Here is a 23,612-nt window from a genome sequence, read left to right on the forward strand (position 1 = left end):
GCTTAGCGCCAAATATTCCAGGGCGTCTGCATCCAGATCGCCACGATAACCAGCCACACGCCGGTCAGCGGGATGAAGATCTTCCAACCCAAGCGCATGATCTGGTCGTAGCGGTAGCGCGGGAACGACGCACGGAACCACACGAACAACGAGACCACGCAGAACGTCTTGAGACCCAGCCAGAGCCAACCCGGGATCCAGGTCAGCGGGGCGATGTCGAGCGGAGGCATCCAGCCGCCCAGGAACATGATCGAGGCCATGCACGAGAGCAGGATCATGTTGGCGTACTCGCCCAGGAAGAACAGGGCGAAGGCCATGCCCGAGTACTCGACCATGTGGCCGGCCACGATTTCCGATTCGCCTTCCACCACGTCGAACGGGTGGCGGTTGGTTTCGGCCACGGCCGAGATCACGTAGATGACGAAGAGCGGCAGCAGCGGCAGCCAGTTCCAGGAAAGGAACGAAATGCCCTTGTCGGCGAACCAGCCGCGGCTCTGGCCGAGCACGATCTCGCTCATGTTGAGGCTGCCCGACACCAGCAGCACCGTCACCAGCACGAAGCCGATGGCCAGTTCGTACGACACCATCTGCGCCGAGGCGCGCAGCGCGCCCAGGAAGGCGTACTTGGAGTTCGAGGCCCAGCCGGCCACGATGACGCCGTAGACGCCGATGGAGGTGATGGCCATGACGTACAAGAGGCCCGCGTTGACGTTGGCCAGCACGATTTCGGGACCGAACGGCACCACGGCCCAGGCGGCCAGCGCCGGCATCAGCGTGACTACCGGCGCCACGACGAACAGCACCTTGTTGGCCTCGCTGGGAACCACGACTTCCTTGGTCAGCAGCTTGAACACGTCGGCGAACGGCTGCAGCAGCCCGCGGAAACCCACGCGGTTCGGACCCATGCGCACGTGCATGAAACCGATCATCTTGCGTTCCCAGTACGTCAGGTAGGCCACGCACAGGATGATGGGCACGGCAATGACGACAATCTTGATGATGGTCCAGAGAACCATCCAGACGGTCGGGCCCAGCAAGGCCTGACCGTGGCTCTCCAAAACATTAAGCCATTCCATCAGGCACGCTCCACGCTGAGTTGACCGAATGCGCCACCCAGGGCCACGGTGTTTTCAAAGGCGGCGGAGATGCGCACGGCGCGGTCGGCCACGGCATCGTCCTGCACGGTTTCGAGTTCGACGGCGCCCTGCGCGCCCGCGACGCGCACCTTGACGCCGGCCGTCAGGCCCAGCGTGGCGAGCGTGCGGCCGTTCATGCGGGCCGTCGGCGGCTTGGAAGCCGTCGTCGCCTGCAGCGGCTCCGAGCGGCGCACCATGGCATCGCTGCGGTAGATGGGCACGTCGGCCACGCGCTCCAGGCCGGAGACGGTCTGCCCCAGGCCCAGCGGCGCCTTGATCTCGTTGGAGAGACGGCTTTCGACGCCGCCGGCCAGCACCGCGTCGCGCACGGACTCGGAAGTCTCGTCGTCGAAGCCGGCCAGGTGCAGCACGTTGCCCAGCACGCGCAGCACCTTCCAGGCCGGACGGGTCTGGCCGTAGGGCGCCACCGTGCCCTTGAAGCTCTGAGGCAGGCCCTGCGCGTTGACGAAGGTGCCGGAGGTTTCGGTGAACGGGGACACCGGCAGCATCACGTCCGCCCATTCGGCCGCGGCCGAACGGTAGGGCGTGAGCGCCACGGCGAATTGCGCGCCGCGCAACGCGGCCAGCGCCTGCTGGCCGTTGTCGGCGTCGAGCAGCGGCTCGGCGTGCAGCACGACGTAGGCCTTGAGCGGCTCGGCCAGCATGGCGGCGGCGGTCTTGCCGCCCTTGCCCGGCACGGCGCCGGCCAGGTAGCCGCCCACCGTGTTGCCGCCCGCGGTCAGGAAGCCGAATTTGCCGCCCGCCAGGCCAGCCACGCAACGGCCGTTGGCGGCCAGCGTGGACGCCTGCGGCGAGGCCACGGCCATGTTGCCCATGAGCACGGCGGTGTTCGTGCCCGAGGCCAGGCTGGCCGCGATGATCTTGGCGTTCTCGCCCGGCGTGACCGAGGCGAACTCGGCCGGCACGGCCTGTTCCTTGGCCTGGGCCAGGGCCACGGCCACTTCGGCCAGGGCGCGCGGCAGCTCGGACGGCGCCACGGTGATGCGGCCGGCGACCGGCAGCAGCGGATCGTCGGCGGCGCTGTCCACCATGAGCACCTGCGTGCCGCGCTTGGCGGCCTGACGCAGGCGCTGGGCCATCAGGGGGTGATCCTTGCGCAGGAACGAACCCACGATGAGCACGCGGTCGAGGTTGCCGAGCTCGGCGATGGGCATGCCCAGCCACGGCGCGCCGGCCAGCGCGGCGTCGAAACCGGGGTCGGTCTGGCGCAGGCGGAAATCGATGTTCTCGGAACCCAGCGCGCGGACCAGGCGGCCCAGCAGCGCGTATTCCTCGGTGGTGGCGTACTCGGAAGCCAGGGCGCCGATCTGGCCGGCGCCGAAGCTGTCGCGCACGCGGGACAGGCCCTGCGCCACGGCCTGCAGCGCGTCGGCCCAGGAGGCTTCCTGCCACTGTCCGTCGGCGCCCTTGATCATCGGGGCGGACAGGCGGTCTTCGCTGTTCAGGCCTTCATAGGAGAAGCGGTCGCGGTCGCTGATCCAGCATTCGTTGATGGCTTCGTCTTCGAACGGCACCACGCGCATGACGCGGTCGCCCTTGACCTGGACGATGAGGTTCGCGCCCAGGCTGTCGTGCGGGCTGACCGAGCGGCGGCGCGCCAGCTCCCAGGTGCGGGCGCTGTAGCGGAACGGCTTGGAGGTCAGCGCGCCCACCGGACAGATGTCGATCATGTTGCCCGAGAGCTCGGACTCGATGGAGCGGCCCACGAAGGACGTGATCTCGGAGTGCTCGCCCCGGTTCAGCATGCCCAGTTCCATGATGCCGCCGATTTCCTGGCCGAAGCGCACGCAGCGGGTGCAGTGGATGCAGCGGCTCATTTCCTCGGCCGAGACCAGCGGGCCCAGGTCCTTGTGGAACACCACGCGCTTCTCTTCCGTGTAGCGCGAAGAGGAGCCGCCATAGCCCACGGCCAGATCCTGCAGCTGGCACTCGCCGCCCTGATCGCAGATCGGGCAGTCGAGGGGGTGATTGATCAGCAGGAATTCCATCACCGACTTCTGGGCGGCGCGCGCCTTCTCGGAGCAGGTGTGGACGACCATGCCGTTGGTTACGGGCGTGGCGCAGGCGGGCAGCGCCTTGGGCGCCTTTTCCACTTCAACCAGGCACATGCGGCAGTTGGCCGCGATGGACAGTTTCTTGTGGTAGCAGAAATGCGGCACGTAAAGCCCGATCTTCTGGGCCGCATGCATGACCATGCTGCCTTCGGGCACTTCGACCTTGTTGCCGTCGACGGTTAGTTCAACCATTGCTGTTCCTGAGACCTACAGATATTGCGGAACCACACACGACTTGTGTTCGATGTGGTGCGCGAATTCGTCGCGATAGTGCTTGATAAAACCGCGGACGGGCATGGCGGCGGCATCGCCGAGGGCGCAGATGGTGCGGCCCATGATGTTGCTGGCGACGTTGTCCAGCAGGTCCAGGTCCTCGGGACGGCCCTGGCCGTGCTCGATGCGATGGACCATGCGGTACAGCCAGCCCGTGCCTTCGCGGCACGGCGTGCACTGGCCGCAGCTTTCCTCGAAATAGAAGTACGACAGGCGCAGCAGCGACTTCACCATGCAGCGCGTCTCGTCCATGACGATGACGGCGCCCGAACCCAGCATCGACCCCGCCTTGGCGATGGAGTCGTAGTCCATGGTGCAGTCCATCATGATGTCGGCTGGCAGCACCGGGGCGCTCGAACCGCCGGGGATCACGGCCTTGAGCTTGCGCCCGCCGCGCATGCCGCCCGCCAGCTCCAGCAGCTTGGAGAACGGCGTGCCCATCGGGATTTCGTAGTTGCCCGGGCGCTCGACGTCGCCCGACACGGAGAACAGCTTGGTGCCGCCGTTGTTGGGCTTGCCGACCTCGAGGTAGGCCTGGCCGCCGTTGCGGATGATCCAGGGCACCGCCGCGAAGGTCTCGGTGTTGTTGATGGTGGTGGGCTTGCCGTACAGGCCGAAGCTCGCCGGGAACGGCGGCTTGAAGCGCGGCTGGCCCTTCTTGCCTTCCAGCGATTCGAGCAGCGCGGTTTCCTCGCCGCAGATGTAGGCGCCGTAGCCGTGGAAGGCATGGAGCTGGAAGCTGAAGTCCGAGCCGAACAGCTTGTCGCCCAGGAAGCCCGCGGCGCGCGCTTCCTCGAGCGCTTCCTCGAAGCGCTCATACACTTCGAAGATCTCGCCGTGGATGTAGTTATAGCCGACGCTGATGCCCATGGCGTAGGCGGCGATGGCCATGCCCTCGATCACGATGTGCGGGTTGAAGCGCAGGATGTCGCGATCCTTGAAGGTGCCGGGCTCGCCCTCGTCGGAGTTGCACACCAGGTATTTCTGGCCGGGGAACGCGCGCGGCATGAAGCTCCACTTCAGGCCGGTGGGAAAGCCCGCGCCGCCGCGGCCGCGCAGGCCGGAAGCCTTGACCTCGGCGATCACGTCCTCGGGCTTCATGCCCGTGGTGAGGATCTTCTTCAGGGCCTCGTAGCCGCCGCGCTTGACGTAGTCGGCCAGGCGCCAGTTGCTGCCGTCCACGCCCGCCATGATCTGCGGCGAGATGTGGCGGCCATGCAGGCACATGGAGTTGGACAGGTCGTTCAGGGGGTTGGGATCCAGCCCCTGCGAAAGCTGCTTGTAGATATCGGGCGCGTTCATGCCGACTCTCCTTGCGCCTTGAGGGTCGCGACCAGCGCGTCGAGCTTCTCTTCCGTCATGCGCACGCACATATGCTTGTTGTTCACGATGACCACCGGCGCATCGCCGCAGGCGCCCATGCACTCGCCCTCGATCAGCGTGAACTGGCCGTCGGCCGTGGTTTCACGGTAGTCGACGCCCAGCTTGCGCTTGAGGTAGTCGCCGGCACGTTCGCCGTCGCGCAAGGCACAGGGCAGGTTGGTGCAGACGGCGATCTTGTTCTTGCCGACGGGCTTGACGTCGAACATGTTGTAGAACGTGGCGACTTCCTGCACCGCGATGGGCGGAACGCCGATGTAGTTGGCCACGTCTTCGATGATGTCGGTGGCCAGCCAGCCCTTTTCTTCTTGGGCGATGGCCAGCGCGGCCATGATGGCGGACTGCCGCTGGTCGGCCGGGAACTTCGCGAGTTCCCGGTCGATTTTCTGGTAGGCCTGTTCGGAAAGCAGCATAGTTTGAATCCGGGTTATGCGGGCGTGCTCGTGACTGTGCGTGCGGATCAGCGGTCGATCTCGCCGAAAACGATGTCCTGCGTGCCGATGATGGTCACGGCGTCGGCGATCATGTGACCGCGCGACATTTCGTCCAGCGATTGCAGATGCGCGAAACCGGGTGCGCGGATCTTCAGGCGGTACGGCTTGTTGGCGCCGTCGGACACCAGGTAGATGCCGAATTCGCCCTTGGGATGCTCCACCGACGCGTACGCTTCGCCGGGCGGCACGTGGAAACCTTCGGTGAAGAGCTTGAAGTGATGGATCAGCTCTTCCATGTTGGTCTTCATGGCGGTGCGCTTGGGCGGGGCCACCTTGTGGTTTTCGATCATGACCGGGCCCGGGTTGTTGCGCAGCCATTCCACGCACTGGCGGATGATGCGGTTGCTCTGGCGCAGCTCGTTCACGCGCACGAGGTAGCGGTCGTAGCAGTCGCCGTTCACGCCGACGGGAATGTCGAAGTCGAGCAGGTCGTAGACCTCGTAGGGCTGCGTCTTGCGCAGGTCCCAGGCCACGCCGGAGCCGCGCAGCATGGGGCCCGTGAAGCCCAGCGCCTTGGCGCGGTCGGGATCGACCACGCCGATGCCCACCAGGCGCTGCTTCCAGATGCGGTTGTCGGTGAGCAGGGTTTCGTACTCGTCGACGCAGGCCGGGAAACGGTTGGTGAAGTCTTCGATGAAGTCCAGCAGCGAGCCGGAGCGCGCGTCGTTCATGGCGCGCACTTCCTTGTCGCCGCGGTACTTGCTGGTTTCGCCATACTGGGGCATGGCGTCCGGCAGGTCGCGGTACACGCCGCCGGGACGGTAGTAGGCCGCATGCATGCGCGCGCCCGACACCGCCTCGTAGCAGTCCATGAGGTCTTCGCGCTCGCGGAAGGCGTACAGGAACACCGCCATGGCGCCCACGTCCAGGGCGTGCGAGCCCAGGGACATCAGGTGGTTCAGGATGCGGGTGATCTCGTCGAACATCACGCGGATGTACTGCGCGCGCAGCGGCGGCTCGATGCCCAGCAGCTTCTCGATGGCCATGACGTAGGCGTGCTCGTTGCACATCATGGACACGTAGTCGAGGCGGTCCATGTAGGGCAGCGCCTGGATGTAGGTCTTGTGCTCGGCCAGTTTCTCGGTGGCGCGGTGCAGCAGGCCGATGTGCGGGTCGGCGCGCTGGATGACTTCGCCGTCCAGTTCGAGCACGAGGCGCAGCACGCCGTGCGCGGCCGGGTGCTGCGGACCGAAGTTGAGCGTGTAGTTCTTGATTTCTGCCATGATTTAACGCCCCATGCCGTAGGTGTCTTCGCGGACCACGCGCGGGGTGATCTCGCGCGGATCGATGGTGACCGGCTGGTAGATGACGCGCTTCTGCTCGGGGTCGTAGCGCATTTCGACGGTGCCCGACAGCGGGAAGTCCTTGCGGAAGGGATGGCCGATGAAGCCGTAGTCGGTGAGGATGCGGCGCAGGTCGGGATGCCCCTCGAAGACGATGCCGTACAGGTCGAAGGCCTCGCGCTCGAACCAGCCCACCGAAGGCCAGCATTCGATCAGGGAAGCGACCATGGGGAATTCGTCATCCGGCGCCCAGGTGCGCACGCGCAGGCGCCAGTTGTTGGAAATGGACAGCAGGTGCACGACCACCGCGAAACGCGAACGGTGCACCTTGGCGCCCGTCTGGTCGGCGAATTCGCGCGTGCCGTTGCCCCAGGTGAGGTAGTCGACGCCGCAGAGGTCGATACAGGTTTCAAAGCGCAGCCCGGTCTCGGTGCGCAGCTTGGTGCAGACGGAGAACCACTGTTCGGCGGGCACTTCGAGCGTCAGCTCGCCCAGCGCCTCGGTCAGCGCGATGTCCGCGCCGAGGGTGGTCTGCAAATTGGTTTTCAGGGTTTCGAGCCTGGTCATCATCTTGTACGCTTAGGTGAACCGATACGCTGTCCGTCGGGACGGGCGGAGGCCGCGGGGCCTGGCGCCGCCCTGCCCCGCGGGATCAGCGGGCAATCGTGTTGGTCAGACGGATCTTGTTCTGCATCTGCAGCAATCCGTAGACCAGCGCCTCGGCCGTGGGCGGGCAGCCCGGCACGTAGACGTCTACCGGTACGATGCGATCGCAGCCGCGGACCACCGAATACGAGTAGTGGTAGTAACCGCCGCCGTTGGCACAGGAGCCCATGGAAACCACCCAGCGCGGCTCGGGCATCTGGTCGTAGACCTTGCGCAGCGCCGGCGCCATCTTGTTGCACAGCGTGCCCGCCACGATCATGAGATCGGACTGGCGCGGACTGGGACGGAAAATGATGCCGAACTGGTCCAGGTCGTAGCGGGCCGCGCCCGCGTGCATCATCTCGACCGCGCAACAGGCCAGGCCGAAGGTCATCGGCCACATGGAGCCGGTCTTCGCCCAGTTCAGGAACTTGTCCGCGCTGGTGGTGATGAACCCTTGCTTGAGAATGCCGTCTATAGCCATATTCGTCTCTGATAGCGTGCGGAGGATGAGCCTGCGGGCTCACTCCCAATCCAGCGCGCCCTTTTTCCATTCGTAGATGAAGCCGACGGTAAGCACGGCGAGGAACACCATGACCGTCCAGAAACCGACGAGCCCGACCGTGCCGTGGGCGATGGCCCAGGGGAACAGGAACGCGATTTCCAAGTCGAAAAGAATGAACAGAATCGCCACCAGGTAGTAGCGCACGTCAAACTTCATGCGCGCGTCTTCGAAAGCCTCGAAGCCGCATTCATAGGGGGAAAGCTTCTCGGCGTAAGGACGCCGCGGGCCAAGCAGGGACCCAGCCGTCAGGAGCGCGAACCCGATGAGGGTGGCCACTACGATAAACAGCAGGACGGGAAAATACTGTTGCAGGTTCATTCAGGCGTCCGTCAAATGCGCAAACCTTTGGATTGTAGCATTCACGTGGTTACTTCTGGCTGAACTCTGACGCGCAAACAGCGGGTGAAAGACTGCATTCCTCAGGCGAAACAATCCGCTTTATCGGACCTCTTTCCACCCCTGCGCGCGCCGCATCCAGCCCCCATGCCCCCGCATGGGCGGACCCGCGATCCGGCTCGCGACACTTCTATTATCGCGCACCCCGGCAACGCGCTTTTCCGACGCCGGACAGAATGCAAAAAGCCACCCCGGAGGGTGGCTTCATATGAACGGGCCGAAGCCCGTTCATGCACTACGAATCGAGGCAGGACTTGCGCCCTGCTTTCGATTAGAAGCGGTGACGCAGGCCGACGCCGACGGCGGTCGCCTTGACGCCATCGTTGAAGGCGTAGTTCTTCGAGTACGAACCGTAGGCGTACAGGTTGGTACGCTTGGACAGGTCGTAGGTGTAGCCCAGCGAGTACACGTTCATCGTGGAATCGTCGCCCGTCAGCTTGTCGTTCGACGGATCAACGCGCTGCCACGAACCGAACAGGCTCGAAGCACCGCCGATCGGGGCCGACAGACCCAGCATGTACGAGTTGGCCTTGAAGCCATCGGCGAACGCGTTGTTGGTGAAGCCCAGATCGTTGCCGTTGGCCAGCGTGCCCGAGGCACCAGCCGGGTTCGACGTGGCGAACCAGCCGTCGGTCGTGCGAGCGTAGGCCAGAGCCAGCTTCACGACTTCGAAGTCGTAGCTACCGCCGATCATGTACGAACGCGGGGTAGCGTCAACTTCCCCTTGGAGCTGCTTGTTCGAAGCCTTCAACTGGTCGTAGGACAGAGCCACGTTCAGCGGGCCATTGACGTAACGCAGGCCGGTCGTGATGGCGCGGACGTTGTCGGCGGTGCGGAAGCCCGAACGACGAGCGTCGCTGTTGCGATCATCAGCGCTGAACGAGTAGCCGACGCCGAACTGGAAGCCGCTGAACGACGGGGTTTGGTACATGACCATGTTGTCGTAGCGAGCGGTGTTGGCAGCGCTCATGCCGGTGCCGATGTTGGCGACGTTGAAGCCGGCGCCGAACGGGTCGATCGAACCGAAGTACTTCGAGGCGATGTTGGTTTGGCGACCGAAGTCCAGTTGGCCCCAGCTGTCGCTGGCCAGACCGACGGTGGCTTGGCGACCAAACAGACGGCCATCCTGAGCGGAGTTACCGTTGCCCGAATTGAAGCCCGATTCCAGTTGGAAAACAGCGCGCAGGCCGTCACCCAGATCTTCCGAACCACGCAGGCCCCAACGCGAACCGTTCTGAACGCCGTTGATCATGCCGATACGGCTGCCGTTCCGGTCGCCAGCACCGCTGATCTTGTTGTAGCCGATACCCGTGTCGATGATGCCGTACAGGGTGACAGACGTTTCTGCCTGGGCGACACCGGCGAAACCGGCGAGCAGGGCGGCAGCGAGCAGAGTCTTTTTCATTTAAGAAATCTCCGTTGATTTGAGTGACAAGAGCAGCAATGCAGCGAACCGGCCTGCCGCCCCCCTAACTCCGCGAAGGGAAGTTGACGCTATTGCATCAAAAATCAGGGGGACTGGCTATGCCCGACGCCAGAAAAGTGCAGGTTTGCGACAGCCATGTTGGGAAGATGCAACACCTCGCACAGGCGTTTTCGATGGGCATTGGGAGTAACCCTCGAGTTTTGCGCCGGCCCGTATTCATGCGATTCCCAGCCCCGACCCCAATTGTTGGAAGCGAATCGCGGCGAGGTTTGGACGTATTTTAGGGACACTTTCGGGCGGTTTGGCCATCCTTTGCCGCCGGCCGGGCGCAGCGTTTCATTGCGAGCCGGTTTCACGTATATTGATAACATCGTTATTTCAAAAGAACATCGCAATGAATCCACCCGCCAAGACTTCCAGGAGGCTGTCTCCGGAGGCGCGCGGCCAGCGGCAGGCGCAGTTGCAGGCCCTGCGCCGGCAGCTCGTGCTGGACGCGGCCCAGCGGGTGTTCGAGCGCGAGGGTCTGGAGAAGACCACGGTGCGGGCCATCGCGCACGAGGCGGGCTGCACCACGGGCGCCATTTACCCATGGTTCGAGGGCAAGGAGGCCATTTACGGCGCTCTGCTCGAAGACTCGCTCAATCGCCTGCATGGCGCGCTGGCGGCGGCGCTGGCCGCCAGCGCGCCCGCGGATGCGGCGCGCAGTGTCATTCAGGCGTTCTTCCAGTACTACGCGGCGCGCCAGGGCGAGTTCTCCCTGGGGCTCTACCTGTTCCAGGGAACCGGCCCGCGCGGGCTGGGCCGCGAGGCGGACGCGCGCCTGAACGCGCTGCTGCTGGCCTGCGTGGATGCGCTGGGCGAGGCCCTGGTCCGCACCCGGCCCGGCCTGGCCCCGGCGCGCGAAACCACGCAAATGAATGTTTTCACCTACCTGATGGGCCTGCTGCTGCTCCTGCATACCCGGCGGCTGAAATCGCTGGGCCAGCGGGCGGAGCCGCTGCTGGACCAGTATTGCCTCGCCCTGGAGCGCCCATGACGCCGACACCTGTCGCGGAGGCGGAAGCCCCGCTCATCAGCCTTGCCGATTTCCAATCCCTGCTGGCGACCCAGCATCCGTTTTCGCTCGTGCTGGGCATCGAAGTGCTGTACGTGGGCCGGGGCGCCGCCCGGGCCGTGCTGCCCGCGCGCGACACCCACCAGCGCCTGGGCGGCATCGTGGCGGGCCCCATGCTGATGGGCCTGGCCGACCTGGCGCTGTACGCGGCCGTGGTGGGCGCCACGGGGCAGCCCCAGGCGGTCACGGCCAGCCTCACCGTCAATTTCATGCGCAAAGGCGTGGGGACCATTCTTGCCGATGCCCGCATCCTGAAGACGGGGCGGCTCTGCACGGGCGAAGTCACGCTCACGGCCGAGGGTTCCGACGAGCCCGTGGCGCACGCCGTGAGCACCTGGTCGGTGCCGCGCGCCTGATCCTCAGCGGATGGCGGCGGCGCACAGCGCCAGCCATGCCAGGCTGACGGCCAGGCCGGCCGCCACGTCGCTGGCGAAATGCACGTGAAGCAGCACCCGGCTCAGCCCGATGGCGCACACCAGCGCGGCCGTTGCCGCCAGGCTGGGCATGCGCCAGGAAGGCGGCGCGAGCCGCCAGGCCAGGCAGCAGGCCGCGCCATAGACCGCCATGGCGCCCGACGCGTGGCCGCTGGGAAAGCTCCAGCCCGACACCGTCGCGTAGTCGTGCGTGAAGTCGGGCCGGATGCGGGCGAAGCCGTGCTTGAGCAGCCAGTTCAGGATGCCGCCGCCCGCCGTGGCCGCGACGCAGAACAGCGCGAGCCGCCCCCGCCCGGCATAGAGCAGGCCCAGCACCATGCACACGCTCAGCGCGATGAGGAAATTGCGGTCGCCCAGCGCGGTGAACCAGGAAAGCGCCCATAGCAGCGGGGCCGGCATGGCCGCGCCGAGCGCGTCGGCCAGCGCATCGTCGAACCGGACCACGCGCCCCGGCGTGGCCACCGCCGCGGCCAGCAGCGCGAACATGGCGAGCAGCAGGCACAACCCGGCCGCCCGGGCGCGCCTGCGGCCGGGCGGCGAAAGACGGCTGGCGGCCTTGGCGACGGCCACCGCCGCCAGGGCCGCCAATGCCGGCAGCACGATGAAGACCGCCAGGGCGTGGGCGGCGATCCATGCGGCGCTGGCTTGCGTCATGGCGGCATCCGGCACGGGCGGTCAGGCGGCCGCGCCGGGCGCCGGCGGCTCGCCGCCCACGCGCGTCGTGTGGACCAGGGCGAAGGCATGGGCCGCATCGGAATAATCCCAACGCTCCACGCGGCATGCGCGCCGCCCGCCCTGCTCCGCTTCATGGACGATGAGGTTCAGCGAATTGGGCACCCTGCCCCGCACGCGCCGCGAGCAGGCGGTGCCGGCCTGCGCCATCCAGGGGCCGCCCGGCCCCGTGGCGGCGCTGGCCGGCAGCACGTAGGGCAGATGGATGTGTCCGCCCAGCACCAGGTCCAGCCCTGCCTGCGCCCAGGCGGCCAGCGCGCGCTCGCGGTTGATGAGCAGGTTGGCCAGATCGGATTCTTCCTTGGCCCGCACGGGATGGTGCGCCACCACCACGCGCAACTGCCCGGGCCTGGCCTGGCGCAGGCGCTGCGCCACGCGGCCGATCTGGGCGTCGGAGATTTCGCCGTCCTTGCGGCGGCGCGGCCGCGTGGTGTTCACGCCTATGGCCAGCAGGCCGGGCGTTTCGAACACAGGTTCGAGCGCCGCGCCCAGCGCGCGCCGGTAGTTGCCATAGGGATCGAGCACCCGCGCAAAGAGATTGAAGAGCGGAATGTCGTGGTTGCCCGGCACCGCCAGCACCGGCAGCGACAACCGCTGCACGAACTTCCGGGCGGCGGCGAACTGGCCGCGGCGGGCGCGCTGGGTGATGTCGCCGCTCAGGACGACAAGATCGGGCTCGATGGCGCGCGCCACGTCGAGCACCGCTTCCACCACGGGCTTGCGCTCGGTGCCGAAATGCGTGTCGGACAGGTGGAGAATGCGCGTCATGGGCGGGCCGGGCGTGGGGAGCCGTCCGGAACGACCAGCGGCAGGGGCTCGGGCGACACCCTGAACTCGAGCGGCGTGTCCATCCAGGAGATTTCGCCGTCCATCGCCACCTTGACGCGGCGGCGATGGCGCACGTTGACGCGCAGGCGGTCGAAGCCGAAATTGACCACGTGTTCGGCATCGCCCAGCCGGCTGAGCAAGCCGCGCAGCAGCAGGCCGTAGAGCGCCAGGGCGCCCACCGGGCGCGCCGCCATGCCCACCAGGCGGCCGCGGTCGAGTTCATCGGCGGCAATGCCGATGTGTTCGAGCTGCAGACGATTGTTTCCCACCACCAGCGTGGGCGTGCGCAGCAGCCGCGACTTGCCTTCGTATTCGAGCTCCAGGCCGAGATGCCGCGGCTCGCGCATGAGCGTGACGATGCCGGACCACAGGGCGACCAGGCGGCTGCGGCCGAACTTCTGCTTATAGGCTTCGCGGTCTTCGAGCAACTGCGGATAGAGGCCCAGGCTGGCGTTGACCAGAAAGAGGCGGCCGTTGAGCAGGCCGACCTGCACCGGCCGCACCTCGCCGCCCAGCAGGCCGCGCAGGGCGTCTTCGGTGTCTTGCGAAATACCGTAGCAGCGACCGAAGTAATTGAAGGTGCCCTGCGGCAGGATGCCGAAAGGCACGCCCTGCCCCAGCACCGCCGCGGCGACCGCGCTGAGCGTGCCGTCGCCGCCCGCCCCCACCACGATGCCGCGCTCGCGCCGGGCGTCCAGCACGGCCTGCTGGGCCGCCTCGCCCAGCCGGGAGGGGTCGTCTACCGGCATCAGCGCATGGCGCCGGCCGGATTCATGCAGCACGCGCCGGATGGTGTCCTGCAGGGCCTGTGCGTCGTTACGCCCCGACCCGGTGTTGAGGACGATGAAGAGGGGTTCTTTTCCCGTCAGCGGGGGAACCCCGGTTCCGGGGCTCGGCGTGTTGGGCGTCATGCGGCAAAGATACCCAAGCCGCCGACACCCCGCAAGCCGCCGGGCGTCCCCCCTATACCGGGCGTCCCTATACCGGGCGTCCCTATACCGGGCCTCCCGGTTTTCAGCGCCCGACTGCGTAGGCCTGCATCAGGCGCGGCGTGGCGGCCGCGTGCAGCAGGCCGTCGGGATCGCGCGAGGCCGCGGTCAGCCGGCCCACCGACCAGGCCGGCACTTCCTCGATGCGGTGGCCGCGCCGGCGCAGCGCCTCGATGGTTTCGGCGCCGAAACTCGCTTCCAGCGCCAGGTGGCCCGGCTTGCGGTCGCGCGGATAGAACGAAGTGGGAAAGTGCATGGTGTGCGACATCGGCAGGTCGATGGCCTCCTGCAGGTTCAGGCCATGGTGCGCGTGGCGCAGGAAGAAGAGCAGTTGCCATTGCTCCTGCTGGTCGCCGCCCGGCGTGCCGAAGGCGAGGCAGGGCTCGCCGTGGCGCAGCGCCAGCGTGGGCGTGAGCGTGGTGCGCGGCCGCTTGCCGGGAGCCAGCGTGCACGGCAGTCCTTCTTCGAGCCAGAACATCTGCGCGCGCGTGTTGAGGCCGAAGCCCAGCTCCGGAATGACGGGCGAGGACTGGAACCAGCCGCCCGACGGCGTGGCGCTGATCATGTTGCCCCAGCGGTCGATCACGTCGACGTGGGTGGTGTCGCCCCGCTTGGCCGAGGCGCGCATGTCGGCCATGGTGGGCTCGCTGGTGGCGCCGCCGGCTTCGGTGATGGGCGACAGGCGGGCCAGCGTGTCCATGACGCGCGCCACCTGCGCCTCGAAGCCGGGAATGCGGCCCGGCAGCAGTTCATGCGAGGCGCGCTCGCCGATCAGGGCGCGGCGGCGGGCGTTGTAGTCGTCCGACAGCAATTGCTCCAGCGGCACGTCCACAAAGGCCGGGTCGCCGTAATACGCCTCGCGGTCGGCGAAAGCCAGTTTCATGGCCTCGGTGAGGCGGTGCACGAATTCCGGACTGCCTGGCCCGGTGGACGCCAGGTCCATGTCGCGCAGCAGCGCCAGTGTCTGGAGGAATACCGGCCCCTGGCTCCAGGGGCCGGCCTTGGCCACGGTATAGCCGTGGTAGTCGTAGGTAACAGGCGCTTCGTAGCTCGCCGACCAGCCGGCCAGGTCGTCGGCCGTGATGATGCCGCGATGCCGCGCGCCGCTCTCGTCCATGGCCTCGGTGCCGCGCGCGAACCGGTCGATGGCCTCGGCCACGAAGCCCCGGTAGAAAGCATCGCGGGCCGCGTCGATCTGCCGGTCGCGGTCGCCGCTGGCGAGTTCGGCCTCTTCGAGCACGCGCCGCCAGGTGCGGGCCAGCGCCGGATTGCGGAAGAGCTTGCGCGCCTGGGGCACGCCGCCGCCCGGCAGGTAGAGCTCGGCGGTGGTGGGCCAGTGCGTCTCGAAGAATTCTTTCAGACCGGCGATGGTATTGGAAATGCGCGGCATGAGCGCGTGCCCGTGCTCCGCGTAATAGATGGCCGGCTCGAGCACGTCGCGCACGCGCATCGTGCCGTGGTCGCGCAGCAGCAGCATCCAGGCGTCGAACGCGCCGGGGATGACGGTGGCCAGCAGCCCGTTGCCGGGAATGAGGCTCAGCCCCTCGGCGCGGTAGCGCTCCAGCGTGGCGGCGGCCGGCGTCGTGCCCTGGCCGCACAGCACCTGCAGCCTGCCCGAACGCTGCGAATAGAAGATGGCCGGCACTTCGCCGGCCGGCCCGACCAGGTGGGGCTCCACCACCTGCAGCACGAAGCCCGCGGCGACACAGGCGTCGAAGGCGTTGCCGCCGCGCTCCAGCAGCGACATGCCGGAGGCGCTCGCCAGCCAGTGGGTGGAGGTGACGACGCCGAAGGAGCCCAGGATTTCCGGGCGGGTAGTAAACATCATGGTGTGTGTCCTGGCGGGCGGCCCGCGGGTGCCTGTTCTGGAAAACGGCGGGGCGGCGCGCGCCCCGCCGCGGTCTTACTTCGCGGCGGTAACGCCCTTCAGGCGGATCAGCCCGTCCGGATACGGCACGAAGCCCTCGATCTTCTTCTGCACGCCGAAGGTCCACGGCAGGTAGAACAGGTACACGATGGGACGCTGGTCCTGCATGATGGAAAGCACCTTGTCGTACAGTTCGCGGCGCTTGGCGGTGTCGGACTCCGCGCGGGCGGCGTTGAGCAGCTTGTCGGCCTCGGGATCGCAGAATTTGCCGTCGTTGAGGTTGCCCTTGCAGCTCAGGTACTGGTGGATGTTGCCGCTGGGGTCCACCCGGCCCGACCAGCCGCTCTGGCCCACCTGGAAATCGCCGCGCGCCAGCGACGATTGCAGCGAGGCGAACTCCACCGGGCGCAGGGTGATGTCGAAGCCGGCCTCGGCGCCCATGGCCTGCACCAGCTCGAACACCTGCTGCATGGTGGTGTTGTTGCCGTAGGTGATCTCGAACTTGACGCGGTCGTAGCCGGCCTGCTTGAGCAGCGCCCGCGCCTTCTGGGGATCGCGGCCGCCGTGCTCGAAAGCCTTGTCGTAGGCGAAGCTCGCCGGCGGGAAAGGCTGGTAGGCGGGCTGGAACATGCCCTCGCCCACCACCTGGTTGAGCACGTCGCGGTCGATGGCGAGGTCCAGCGCCTGGCGCACCCGCTTGTCCTTGGCCAGCGGATTGTCGGCCCGCGCGCCGTTGGCGATATTGACGGAAATCGCCTGGAATCCCAGCCCGGTGACGGGCGCCAGGCGCAGGCTGGCGTCGCCCTTGACGGTCTTGGCGTCGCTGGGCGCGACGCGCTCGATGATGTCCAGGTCGCCGGCGCGCAGATTGTTCAGGCGCACCGTGGAATCGGGCATGGGGGTGAAGACCACGCGGTCGAAATGGTAATTGGCCGCGTCCCAGTATTTTCCGAATTTCTCCAGCACGATGCGGTCGTTCTGGACGCGCTCCTTGAACTGGTAGGGGCCCGAGCAGACGGGCTTGCTGCCGGGGTCCTTGCCGAAGGTCGCGGGCGACAGCATCATGCCGGCGCGGTCGGAGAGCTGCGACAGCAGCGACGCATCGGGCTCGGAAAGCTTCAGCACCACGGTTTCCTTGTCGGGCGCCTCGACGCTGGCGATGGTGGCCAGTTCGCTCTTGCGGTTGCTGTCGGGCAGCGTGCGCGCCCGGTCGAGATTGGCCTTGACCGCCGCCGCGTCCACCGGCGCGCCGTCATGAAAGAGCGCGTCGGTGCGCAGCTTGAGCGTGAGCGTGAGGCCGTCGGGGCTGGTGGACCAGGACCTCGCCAATTGCGGCGCGAACTTCAGGTCGGGCGTGATGTCCACGAGCTTGTCGCACAGAGAGGCGAACACGATGCGGCCCACGAAGGTGCGCGCGCGCGCCGGGTCGAGCACGTCCGGGTCGTCTTGCAGGCCGATGCGGATCGTCGTCTGGGCCTGGACCAGGCCGGCATGACCCAGTCCGCCGGCCAGCATACCCGCCATCGCCATGGCAAGGCAGAATTTACGCATGAAGAATCTCCATCTGGCACCGGCGACGCCCCGCGCAGACGCGGGCGGCATCGCCGGCCGGACGTGTGACGGCTTCGGGCCCATCCCCGCTGCGCGCGTCCAGCCGGGATTCTGCGCCAAGTGTCCGGCGCTTGTACAGCCCGCGTCCGCAAGGCGCGGACAACCGGTCCGCCCGGGTCAGGGCAGGCGGCAGAATGCGGAGAAATCCGCCGCTTTCTCGACCTCCGCGCGCAGCTTGCCGACCAGCGGCCTGCCGTCGTCGCGCCGGTACTGGAACGAATACGGCAGCGCCTCGGGCTCGGGGTCGGCCGTCAGCACCTTCAGGCTGCCTTCCCGCGCCAGCGCGCCTGCCCAGTGGGCGGGCAGCAGGCCCACGCCCATGCCCTCGACCAGCATGCCCACGATCGCCCCCCAGTTATTGCAGCAGAGACGTTCGCCGGGCGCGTCGCGGCCGGCGAGCCAGCCGTCGATGATGCGCGTGGTGCCCGCGCCCGCGGGCAGCGTCACCAGCGCCAGGCGCGCCAGCAGCTCCGGCGTCATGCGGGTTTCGCCGTCCAGTGCGCGCGGCGCAGCGGCCCAGCAGAAGCGCGCTTCGCCGATGGGAACCGATGCCAGGTTCGCGCGCGACGAACGGCCGGCGATGACGGCGAAGTCCAGCTCGCCGTCGGCCACGCGCTGCTCCAGCACCTGGCCGATGTCCACATAGGGCTCCAGCGCCAATTGCGGGTACGCCGCCCGCACGCCGCCGATCAGGCGCGGCAGCCAGGTCAGCGCGGTGAGTTCCCCCACCCCGAAGCGGCAGCGGCCTCGCAGTTCCGCGGTCTGCGCCATGGACGCGCGGATGCGGTCGGCGGCGGCCAGCAGTTCGCGCGCCTGGGGCAGCAGGCGCCGCCCGTCGTCGTTCAGTGCGGCCTTGTGGCCCGCCCGGTCGAAAAGCGGCCGCCCCAGCGCCTCCTCCAGCTCTGCGATGCGCTTGGACAGCGAGGACACCGACAGGTGCAGGCGCTCGGCGGCCACCGCGAAGCTGGCGCAGGTGGCGGCCCAGTAAAAGGCTTCGAGTTGCTTGAGAGTCATGCGGCATTGTAGAAAACCGCGCCGCGCGCGGCCGGGGCGCCGCTTTCCTGGGGAAAACCCTAGCGCGCCGCCTGCGCGCGGGGCGTGACGCGGTAGGCGCAGCGCCGCGCGCCGACGAGCATGTGCTCTTCGCGGTCGACCTGCGCATCCTGGCCCAGCACGTCGCGGAACAGCTCCAGCTCGCTGCGGCAAAAGCCCATGCAGGCCTTGGCCGCCGAACAGATCGGACAGTGGTTCTCGATGAAGAGGAACCCGCCCTCCTCGGCGCGCAGCTCCGCCATGTAGCCTTCGGCCGTGCGCAGCTCGGCCAGCCGCCGCAGCCGGCCCGCCAGGTCGGGGGCCTGGGACATGGCCTGCAGATAGTTGCGCCGCATGGCCTCTTCGCGGGCGCTGATGAGCTTGTCGATGCCCGCCTCGCCGAACACCTGGCGCACGGCCTGGATCATCTGCACCGTCATCTCGGCGTGCGTATCGGGAAAGCGGGCGTTGCCGGCGGCGGTGAGCCGCCAGATCTGGGTGGGGCGGCCTCGGCCGGCGCTGTGCGATTCCGACTCGACCAGCCCTTCGTCGTGCAGGCGCGCCATCTGCTGGCGGACGGCCTCGGCGGTAACGTCCAGGACGCGGGCAATGGCGGCGACCGACTGCGGGCCGCGCGTCTTGAGCGCCATCAGCACGCGGTCGGCGGGCTGGTGGGGCTGCTCCCAGTGAGCGGGGTGGGTAGGAATTTCAGGCATGGCGATTTCGGTGTTCCGCATGTTACCCCAAGCCTTCCCACGGACGGCGCCCGCCGCGGGGCCGGCCCGCGCCGCGTCAGTCCCCCTCTTCGGGCGACCACCCGCCGCCCAGCGCCTTGTACAGCGCCGCCAGGCTGGTGTAGGACGCCATTTCCGCCTCGGCCACGGCGTCCTGCGCCCGCAGCAGGGTGCGCTGCGCGTCCAGCACGCCCAGATAGGGGGCCGAGCCTTCCTGGTAGCGCAGCCGGGCCAGTTCGGCGGCGCGGGCGCTCTGCGCGGCGGCTACGGCCAGGCTGCGCAGCCGGTGCTGGGTCTGGCCGTAGCGGGTAAGCGCCGCCTCCAGCTCCTCCACCGCGCGCAGCACGGCCTGCTCGTAACGCGCCGCCGCGCCTTCGGAACGCGCTTGCGCCGCACGCTGCCGGGCCAGCGCCGTGGGCAGGCGCAGCGCCGGCCAGCCGGCCGCGGCGCCGGCACTGAAGGCCCGGCTGGCCGCGGAACCGAAGTCCGCGCCGCGCAGGGCGGCAAAGCCGAGGAACCCGCCCAGGTCGATGCGCGGGTACAGCTCCGCCGTCGCCACCCCCACGTCGGCATTGGCCGCCGCCATCTGCCGTTCGGCGGCCCGCAGGTCGGGCCGGCGCGCCAGCAGCCGGGAGGGATCGCCGATGGGCAGCCGCGTGCTCAGGGGCGGCAGCGGCGCGCCCGGCTCCAGTTCTCCCAGCTCGGCCGGGCGCAGGCCCGCCAGCACGGCCAGACGGTAGAGCGCCACGCGCCTCTCGGTTTCGTGCACCGGCAGGCTGGCCTCGACGGTGGCGAGCTCGGCCCGCGCCCTGGCCACATCGCCTGCGTCGCCCCGGCCGCTGGCCGCCAGCGCCTGCACCACGCGCAGGGTGTCGCGCTGGCTGGCGAGACTGTCGCGGGCCACGCGCAGGCGCTGTTCGGCGCCGCGCAGCGCGAAGTAATTGCGCGCCACCTCGGCGGCCACCACCACTGCGGCCTGGGCCAGATCGGCCCGACTGGCCTCGCTGGCGGCTTGCGCGCCTTCTTCCGCGCGGCGCAGTCTTCCGAAGAAGTCGAGCTCCCATGCGGCGTCGAAGCCCGCGCGATAGCTGCGCGCCAGGTTGCGTTCGCCCGCCGCGCCGGGATTCAACTGCGACAGGCTGCGCTCGTAGCCGCCGCTGGCGGTGATCGCGGGCCAGCGGTCCAGCGTTTTCTCGTGCAGCGCCGCGCGCGATTCGGCCAGGCGCGCCTGCGCGAGCCGGATATCGTGATTGCGCGCCAGCGCCAACGCGATCAGCCGGTCGAGTTGGGGATCCTGCAACTGCTTCCACCACTCGCGCTGCACGCGTTCGTGCGAAAACAGCGCCAGCTCCGGGCTGGCGAGCCGCACCGGCGCCTCGGCCGGCGCGCGGTAATCGGGCCCCACGGCGCAGCCGGCCAGCGCGGCGGCCGCCGCCAGCCAGGCGCAGCGGCGGACGAGCTTGGGCAATGTGTTCTGCATGATGACTCCTCAGGCTGGCAGGCTGTCTTGCCGATCCCGAGCCTGGGCGCGCGCCAGTTCGCGCGCCCGCGGCGTTTCGGCGGCGGCCCGGTGGTCGCGGGCGAAAACCGTGTACACGGTGGGCAGCACGAACAGCGTGAACAAGGTGCCCACCAGCATGCCCACCACGATGACCAGCCCCAGGCTGTAGCGGCTGTGCGCCCCCGCGCCGGTGGCGAACAGCAGCGGCACCAGGCCCACCACCATGGCGGCGGTGGTCATGAGAATGGGACGCAACCGGATGCGCGCGGCCTGTTCCATGGCCGCGCGCCGGTCCAGCCCATGGCTCAGCTGCATTTCGTTGGCGAACTCCACCATCAGGATGCCGTGCTTGCTGATGAGCCCGATGAGCGTCACCAGCCCGATCTGGGTGTAAATGTTGATGGTGGCCGCCCCCAGCGCCAGCGGGATCAGGGCGCCGCAGATCGACATGGGCACGCTGACCAGGATGATGAACGGATCGCGCAGGCTTTCATACTGCGCCGCCAGCACCAGGTAGATCACGATAATGGCGAAAACGAAGGTGGTCATCAGCGCCGAGCCTTCCTCGGTGTACTGGCGCGCATCGGATTGCCAGTCGTAGCTGAAGCCCGCCGGCAGCGACTGCGCCTGTTTCGACAGGAACCGCACCGCATCGCCCATGGTCACGCCCGGCATGGGAATAGCCTGGAAGGTGGCGGCGTTGCGCTGGTCGAACTGCGTGAGCTTGTTGGGCTCCACCCCCATGGTCACCGTGACGAGGTTGGACAGCGGCACCATCCCGCCGGTGGCGCTCTTCACGTAGTAGCGCGCGAGCGCCTCGGGGGTGAGCCGCTGGCCGCGCGGGCTCTGGGGAATCACGTCGTAGGAGCGGCCGTCCATGCCGAAGCGGTTGACGTAGTTTTCGCCGACCAGCACCGCCAGGGTGTCGCCCACGTCTTTCATGGTCACGCCCAGGCTGTTGGCCTTGCTGCGGTCCACGCGGATCCGCGCGACGGGGTTGTTGTAGTCCAGGTCGCTGTCCACCGCCATGAACAGCCCGCTCGCGCGCGCGGCGCGCTTGAGCGCTTCCATGGCCTCGAACACCACCGGATAGTCGGCCGCGCTCATGATGACCATCTGCACCGGCAGGCCGCCGGTGGAGCCGGGCAGCGCAGGAAGCTGGAAAGCGAAGACGTTACTGCCCTCGATGTCGTTGGCCATGGCCTGGATCTCGCCTTGCAGCGCGTCGGCGGAACGCTGGCGGCGGGTCCAGCCCTCCAGGTCCACGCCGCCGATGCTGTTGGACACGCCGTCGGAACCGTTGATGAGCCAGCGTCCGCGCTGCTCGGGCAGCGTTTTCATGACGTCGTCCCACTTCTTGCCGAAGCGCTCCACGTAATCGATGTTGGCCTGCTGCGGCGACTTGATGGCGGTCAGCACCATGGACTGGTCTTCCACGGGCGCCAGCTCGCGCTGCGCCGCGTTGTACAGGAACGGCAGGCTGGCCAGCACGGCCACGGCCAGCAGGCCGGTGAACCAGCGGTGATGCAGGGAGAGGTCGAGCAGCCGCCCGTATGCCCGCCCCAGCCAGCCGAAGAACTGCTCGGCGCGGCGCGCCATCCACCCTTCGGAAACCTTGCTGTGCAGCAGGAAGGAACTCATCACGGGGGACAGGGTGAGCGCGATGACGCCCGACACCGCCACCGCGCCGGCCAGCGTGAAAGCGAATTCCTTGAAAAGCGAGCCGGTCAGCCCACCCATGAGGCCGATGGGCGCATACACCGCCGCCAGCGTGATGGTCATGGCGATGACCGGCCCCGCCACCTCGCGCGCGCCCACCAGCGCCGCGCGCACAGGCGACTGCCCTTCCTCGATGTGCCGGTGCACGTTCTCCACCACTACGATGGCGTCGTCCACCACCAGTCCGATCGCCAGCACCATGGCCAGCAGCGTGAGCAGATTCAGGCTGAAGCCGAACAGCGCCATGATGGCCGCGGCGCCCAGCATGGAGAGCGGAATCGTGACCACCGGCACCAGCACCGCGCGCAGCGATCCCAGGCAAAGGAAGATCACGGCCACCACGATGACAATGGCCTCCAGCAGCGTGTGCCGCACCTCGTCGATGGAAGCGCTGATGAAGCGCGCCAGCTCGAACGGCACCTGCACCGAGACGCCCGGAGGCAGGTTGCGCTCGATGTCCGGCAGCAGGCGCCGCAATTGCTCCACGATGACCAGCGGGTTGCCGACCGGCGTGGCATTCAGCCCGAAGTACACCGCCGGCTCGCCGTCCATGAGCGCGCTGGCGTCGCGGCTCGCCGCGCCCAGTTCCACCGTGGCCACGTCGCCCAGCCGCACGATCGTGGCGCCCTCGCGCTTGATCACCATGTCGCGGAATTCCGCCACGCTCGCCAGATCGGTATTCACCTGGATGTTGGCGGCCACGTACAGCCCCTTGACCTGGCCGGGCGCGGCCTGCACGTTGTTGTCGCGCAGCGCCTGCGCCAGCTCGCCGGCCGACACGCCGCGCGCGGCCATGCGATCGGCATCCACCCATACGCGCATGGCGAGCTTCTGGCCGCCATAGAGGTCCACGCTGGCCACGCCGTCGATAGACGAGAGCCGCGGCTGCACCACGCGGGATAAGTAGTCGGTCAGCGCGGGCGCGCCCAGCGTGGAACTGGAGAATCCCACGTAGGCCACGGCCGTGGCCTCGCCCGACGATTTCTTGATGACGGGGTCGTAGGCTTCGGGCGGCAGCCGGTACTTGACCTCGTTAATCCTGGCCATGACTTCAGTCATGGCCTTGTTCGAGTCCGCGTTCAGCTTCATGCGCACGTTGATCACGCTGCGCCCCTGGGTGGACGAGGACGACAGGTAGTCGATGCCCTCCACCGTGGCCACGGACTGCGCAATGGGCTGGGTGACGAAGCCCTGCATCAGGTCCGGCGAGGCGCCGGGATACTCGGTGGCGATGCTGATGGTGGTGTTCTCGGTCAGGGGGTACTGCCGCACCGGCAGGCCGGTCAGCGCGCGCAGCCCCATCAGCAGGATCAGCGTGCTGACCACCAGCGCCAGCACGGGGCGGCGCACGAAAATATCGGTGAATCGCAATTTCGCC

General features: G+C 67.9%; 20 protein-coding genes. 2 read left to right on the forward strand and 18 right to left on the reverse strand.

What is annotated here, in order from left to right; translation table 11 throughout:
- Positions 1–2: 2 nt before the first annotated feature.
- The 9 genes from nuoH to NGJ44_RS17895 form a co-directional block, all read right to left on the reverse strand.
- Positions 3–1,076 carry an NADH-quinone oxidoreductase subunit NuoH gene (gene nuoH / locus NGJ44_RS17855; protein ID WP_053244378.1) on the reverse strand — a complete coding sequence of 358 codons (1,074 nt, stop codon included), beginning with the start codon at positions 1,074–1,076 and terminating at the stop codon, positions 3–5.
- On the reverse strand, positions 1,076–3,403 hold the full coding sequence (gene nuoG, locus NGJ44_RS17860) for an NADH-quinone oxidoreductase subunit NuoG (protein ID WP_053244379.1): 2,328 nt from the start codon (positions 3,401–3,403) through the stop codon (positions 1,076–1,078). The genes nuoH and nuoG overlap by 1 nt, the downstream gene beginning before the upstream one ends.
- 15 nt (positions 3,404–3,418) lie before the next feature.
- Entirely contained in the window at positions 3,419–4,786 is a 1,368-nt protein-coding gene (gene nuoF, locus NGJ44_RS17865) for an NADH-quinone oxidoreductase subunit NuoF (RefSeq protein ID WP_251864809.1), read from the reverse strand.
- Positions 4,783–5,277 (reverse strand): NADH-quinone oxidoreductase subunit NuoE, encoded by a 495-nt coding sequence (gene nuoE, locus NGJ44_RS17870; protein ID WP_053244381.1) that lies wholly within the window; start codon positions 5,275–5,277, stop codon positions 4,783–4,785. Before nuoE ends, nuoF begins: the two co-directional genes overlap by 4 nt.
- Before the next feature lie 47 nt (positions 5,278–5,324).
- Positions 5,325–6,581, reverse strand: coding sequence for an NADH-quinone oxidoreductase subunit D (locus tag NGJ44_RS17875; protein WP_053244382.1), 1,257 nt, complete (start codon positions 6,579–6,581; stop codon positions 5,325–5,327).
- Between the two features lie 3 nt (positions 6,582–6,584).
- Positions 6,585–7,211 carry an NADH-quinone oxidoreductase subunit C gene (locus NGJ44_RS17880; RefSeq protein ID WP_053244383.1) on the reverse strand — a complete coding sequence of 209 codons (627 nt, stop codon included), beginning with the start codon at positions 7,209–7,211 and terminating at the stop codon, positions 6,585–6,587.
- Between the two features lie 82 nt (positions 7,212–7,293).
- Positions 7,294–7,770 carry a NuoB/complex I 20 kDa subunit family protein gene (locus NGJ44_RS17885; protein ID WP_006217960.1) on the reverse strand — a complete coding sequence of 159 codons (477 nt, stop codon included), beginning with the start codon at positions 7,768–7,770 and terminating at the stop codon, positions 7,294–7,296.
- 39 nt (positions 7,771–7,809) lie between these two features.
- Complete coding sequence (locus NGJ44_RS17890; protein WP_053244384.1) at positions 7,810–8,169, reverse strand: NADH-quinone oxidoreductase subunit A; 360 nt, start codon at positions 8,167–8,169, stop codon at positions 7,810–7,812.
- 349 nt (positions 8,170–8,518) lie between these two features.
- Positions 8,519–9,652: a porin gene (locus NGJ44_RS17895; protein WP_251864811.1), complete on the reverse strand. Its 1,134-nt coding sequence runs from the start codon at positions 9,650–9,652 to the stop codon at positions 8,519–8,521.
- A gap of 415 nt (positions 9,653–10,067) precedes the next feature.
- Between NGJ44_RS17895 and NGJ44_RS17900 the strand changes: the two genes are divergently transcribed.
- Both NGJ44_RS17900 and NGJ44_RS17905 read left to right on the forward strand, forming a co-directional pair.
- Complete coding sequence (locus tag NGJ44_RS17900; protein WP_082308264.1) at positions 10,068–10,709, forward strand: TetR/AcrR family transcriptional regulator; 642 nt, start codon at positions 10,068–10,070, stop codon at positions 10,707–10,709.
- Positions 10,706–11,143, forward strand: a complete 438-nt coding sequence (locus tag NGJ44_RS17905; RefSeq protein WP_251864813.1) for a PaaI family thioesterase — start codon at positions 10,706–10,708, stop codon at positions 11,141–11,143. The genes NGJ44_RS17900 and NGJ44_RS17905 overlap by 4 nt, the downstream gene beginning before the upstream one ends.
- Positions 11,144–11,146: 3 nt before the next feature.
- Here the strand turns inward: NGJ44_RS17905 and NGJ44_RS17910 are convergent, their stop codons facing one another.
- The 9 genes from NGJ44_RS17910 to NGJ44_RS17950 form a co-directional block, all read right to left on the reverse strand.
- Positions 11,147–11,875 (reverse strand): phosphatase PAP2 family protein, encoded by a 729-nt coding sequence (locus NGJ44_RS17910; RefSeq protein WP_251864815.1) that lies wholly within the window; start codon positions 11,873–11,875, stop codon positions 11,147–11,149.
- 21 nt (positions 11,876–11,896) lie between these two features.
- Positions 11,897–12,721, reverse strand: a complete 825-nt coding sequence (locus tag NGJ44_RS17915; protein WP_251864817.1) for a metallophosphoesterase family protein — start codon at positions 12,719–12,721, stop codon at positions 11,897–11,899.
- Complete coding sequence (locus NGJ44_RS17920; protein ID WP_053246593.1) at positions 12,718–13,692, reverse strand: diacylglycerol/lipid kinase family protein; 975 nt, start codon at positions 13,690–13,692, stop codon at positions 12,718–12,720. The genes NGJ44_RS17915 and NGJ44_RS17920 overlap by 4 nt, the downstream gene beginning before the upstream one ends.
- A gap of 103 nt (positions 13,693–13,795) precedes the next feature.
- Positions 13,796–15,595: a gamma-glutamyltransferase family protein gene (locus tag NGJ44_RS17925; RefSeq protein ID WP_251864875.1), complete on the reverse strand. Its 1,800-nt coding sequence runs from the start codon at positions 15,593–15,595 to the stop codon at positions 13,796–13,798.
- 78 nt (positions 15,596–15,673) lie between these two features.
- Positions 15,674–17,188, reverse strand: coding sequence for an ABC transporter substrate-binding protein (locus NGJ44_RS17930; protein ID WP_053246594.1), 1,515 nt, complete (start codon positions 17,186–17,188; stop codon positions 15,674–15,676).
- Positions 17,189–17,365: 177 nt separating this feature from the next.
- On the reverse strand, positions 17,366–18,262 hold the full coding sequence (locus NGJ44_RS17935; protein ID WP_251864819.1) for a LysR family transcriptional regulator: 897 nt from the start codon (positions 18,260–18,262) through the stop codon (positions 17,366–17,368).
- A 59-nt stretch (positions 18,263–18,321) separates the two neighbouring features.
- Complete coding sequence (locus NGJ44_RS17940; protein ID WP_251864820.1) at positions 18,322–18,996, reverse strand: helix-turn-helix transcriptional regulator; 675 nt, start codon at positions 18,994–18,996, stop codon at positions 18,322–18,324.
- Positions 18,997–19,072: 76 nt separating this feature from the next.
- Complete coding sequence (locus tag NGJ44_RS17945) at positions 19,073–20,494, reverse strand: efflux transporter outer membrane subunit (RefSeq protein ID WP_251864822.1); 1,422 nt, start codon at positions 20,492–20,494, stop codon at positions 19,073–19,075.
- A gap of 9 nt (positions 20,495–20,503) precedes the next feature.
- The gene (locus NGJ44_RS17950) at positions 20,504–23,605 is read right to left on the reverse strand and encodes a MexW/MexI family multidrug efflux RND transporter permease subunit (RefSeq protein WP_251864825.1); all 3,102 of its coding nucleotides are present in this window, start codon (positions 23,603–23,605) and stop codon (positions 20,504–20,506) included.
- Between the last annotated feature and the right edge of the window lie 7 nt (positions 23,606–23,612).

Source organism: Achromobacter sp. Marseille-Q4962, from assembly GCF_943737005.1.
Lineage (GTDB): Bacteria > Pseudomonadota > Gammaproteobacteria > Burkholderiales > Burkholderiaceae_B > Achromobacter.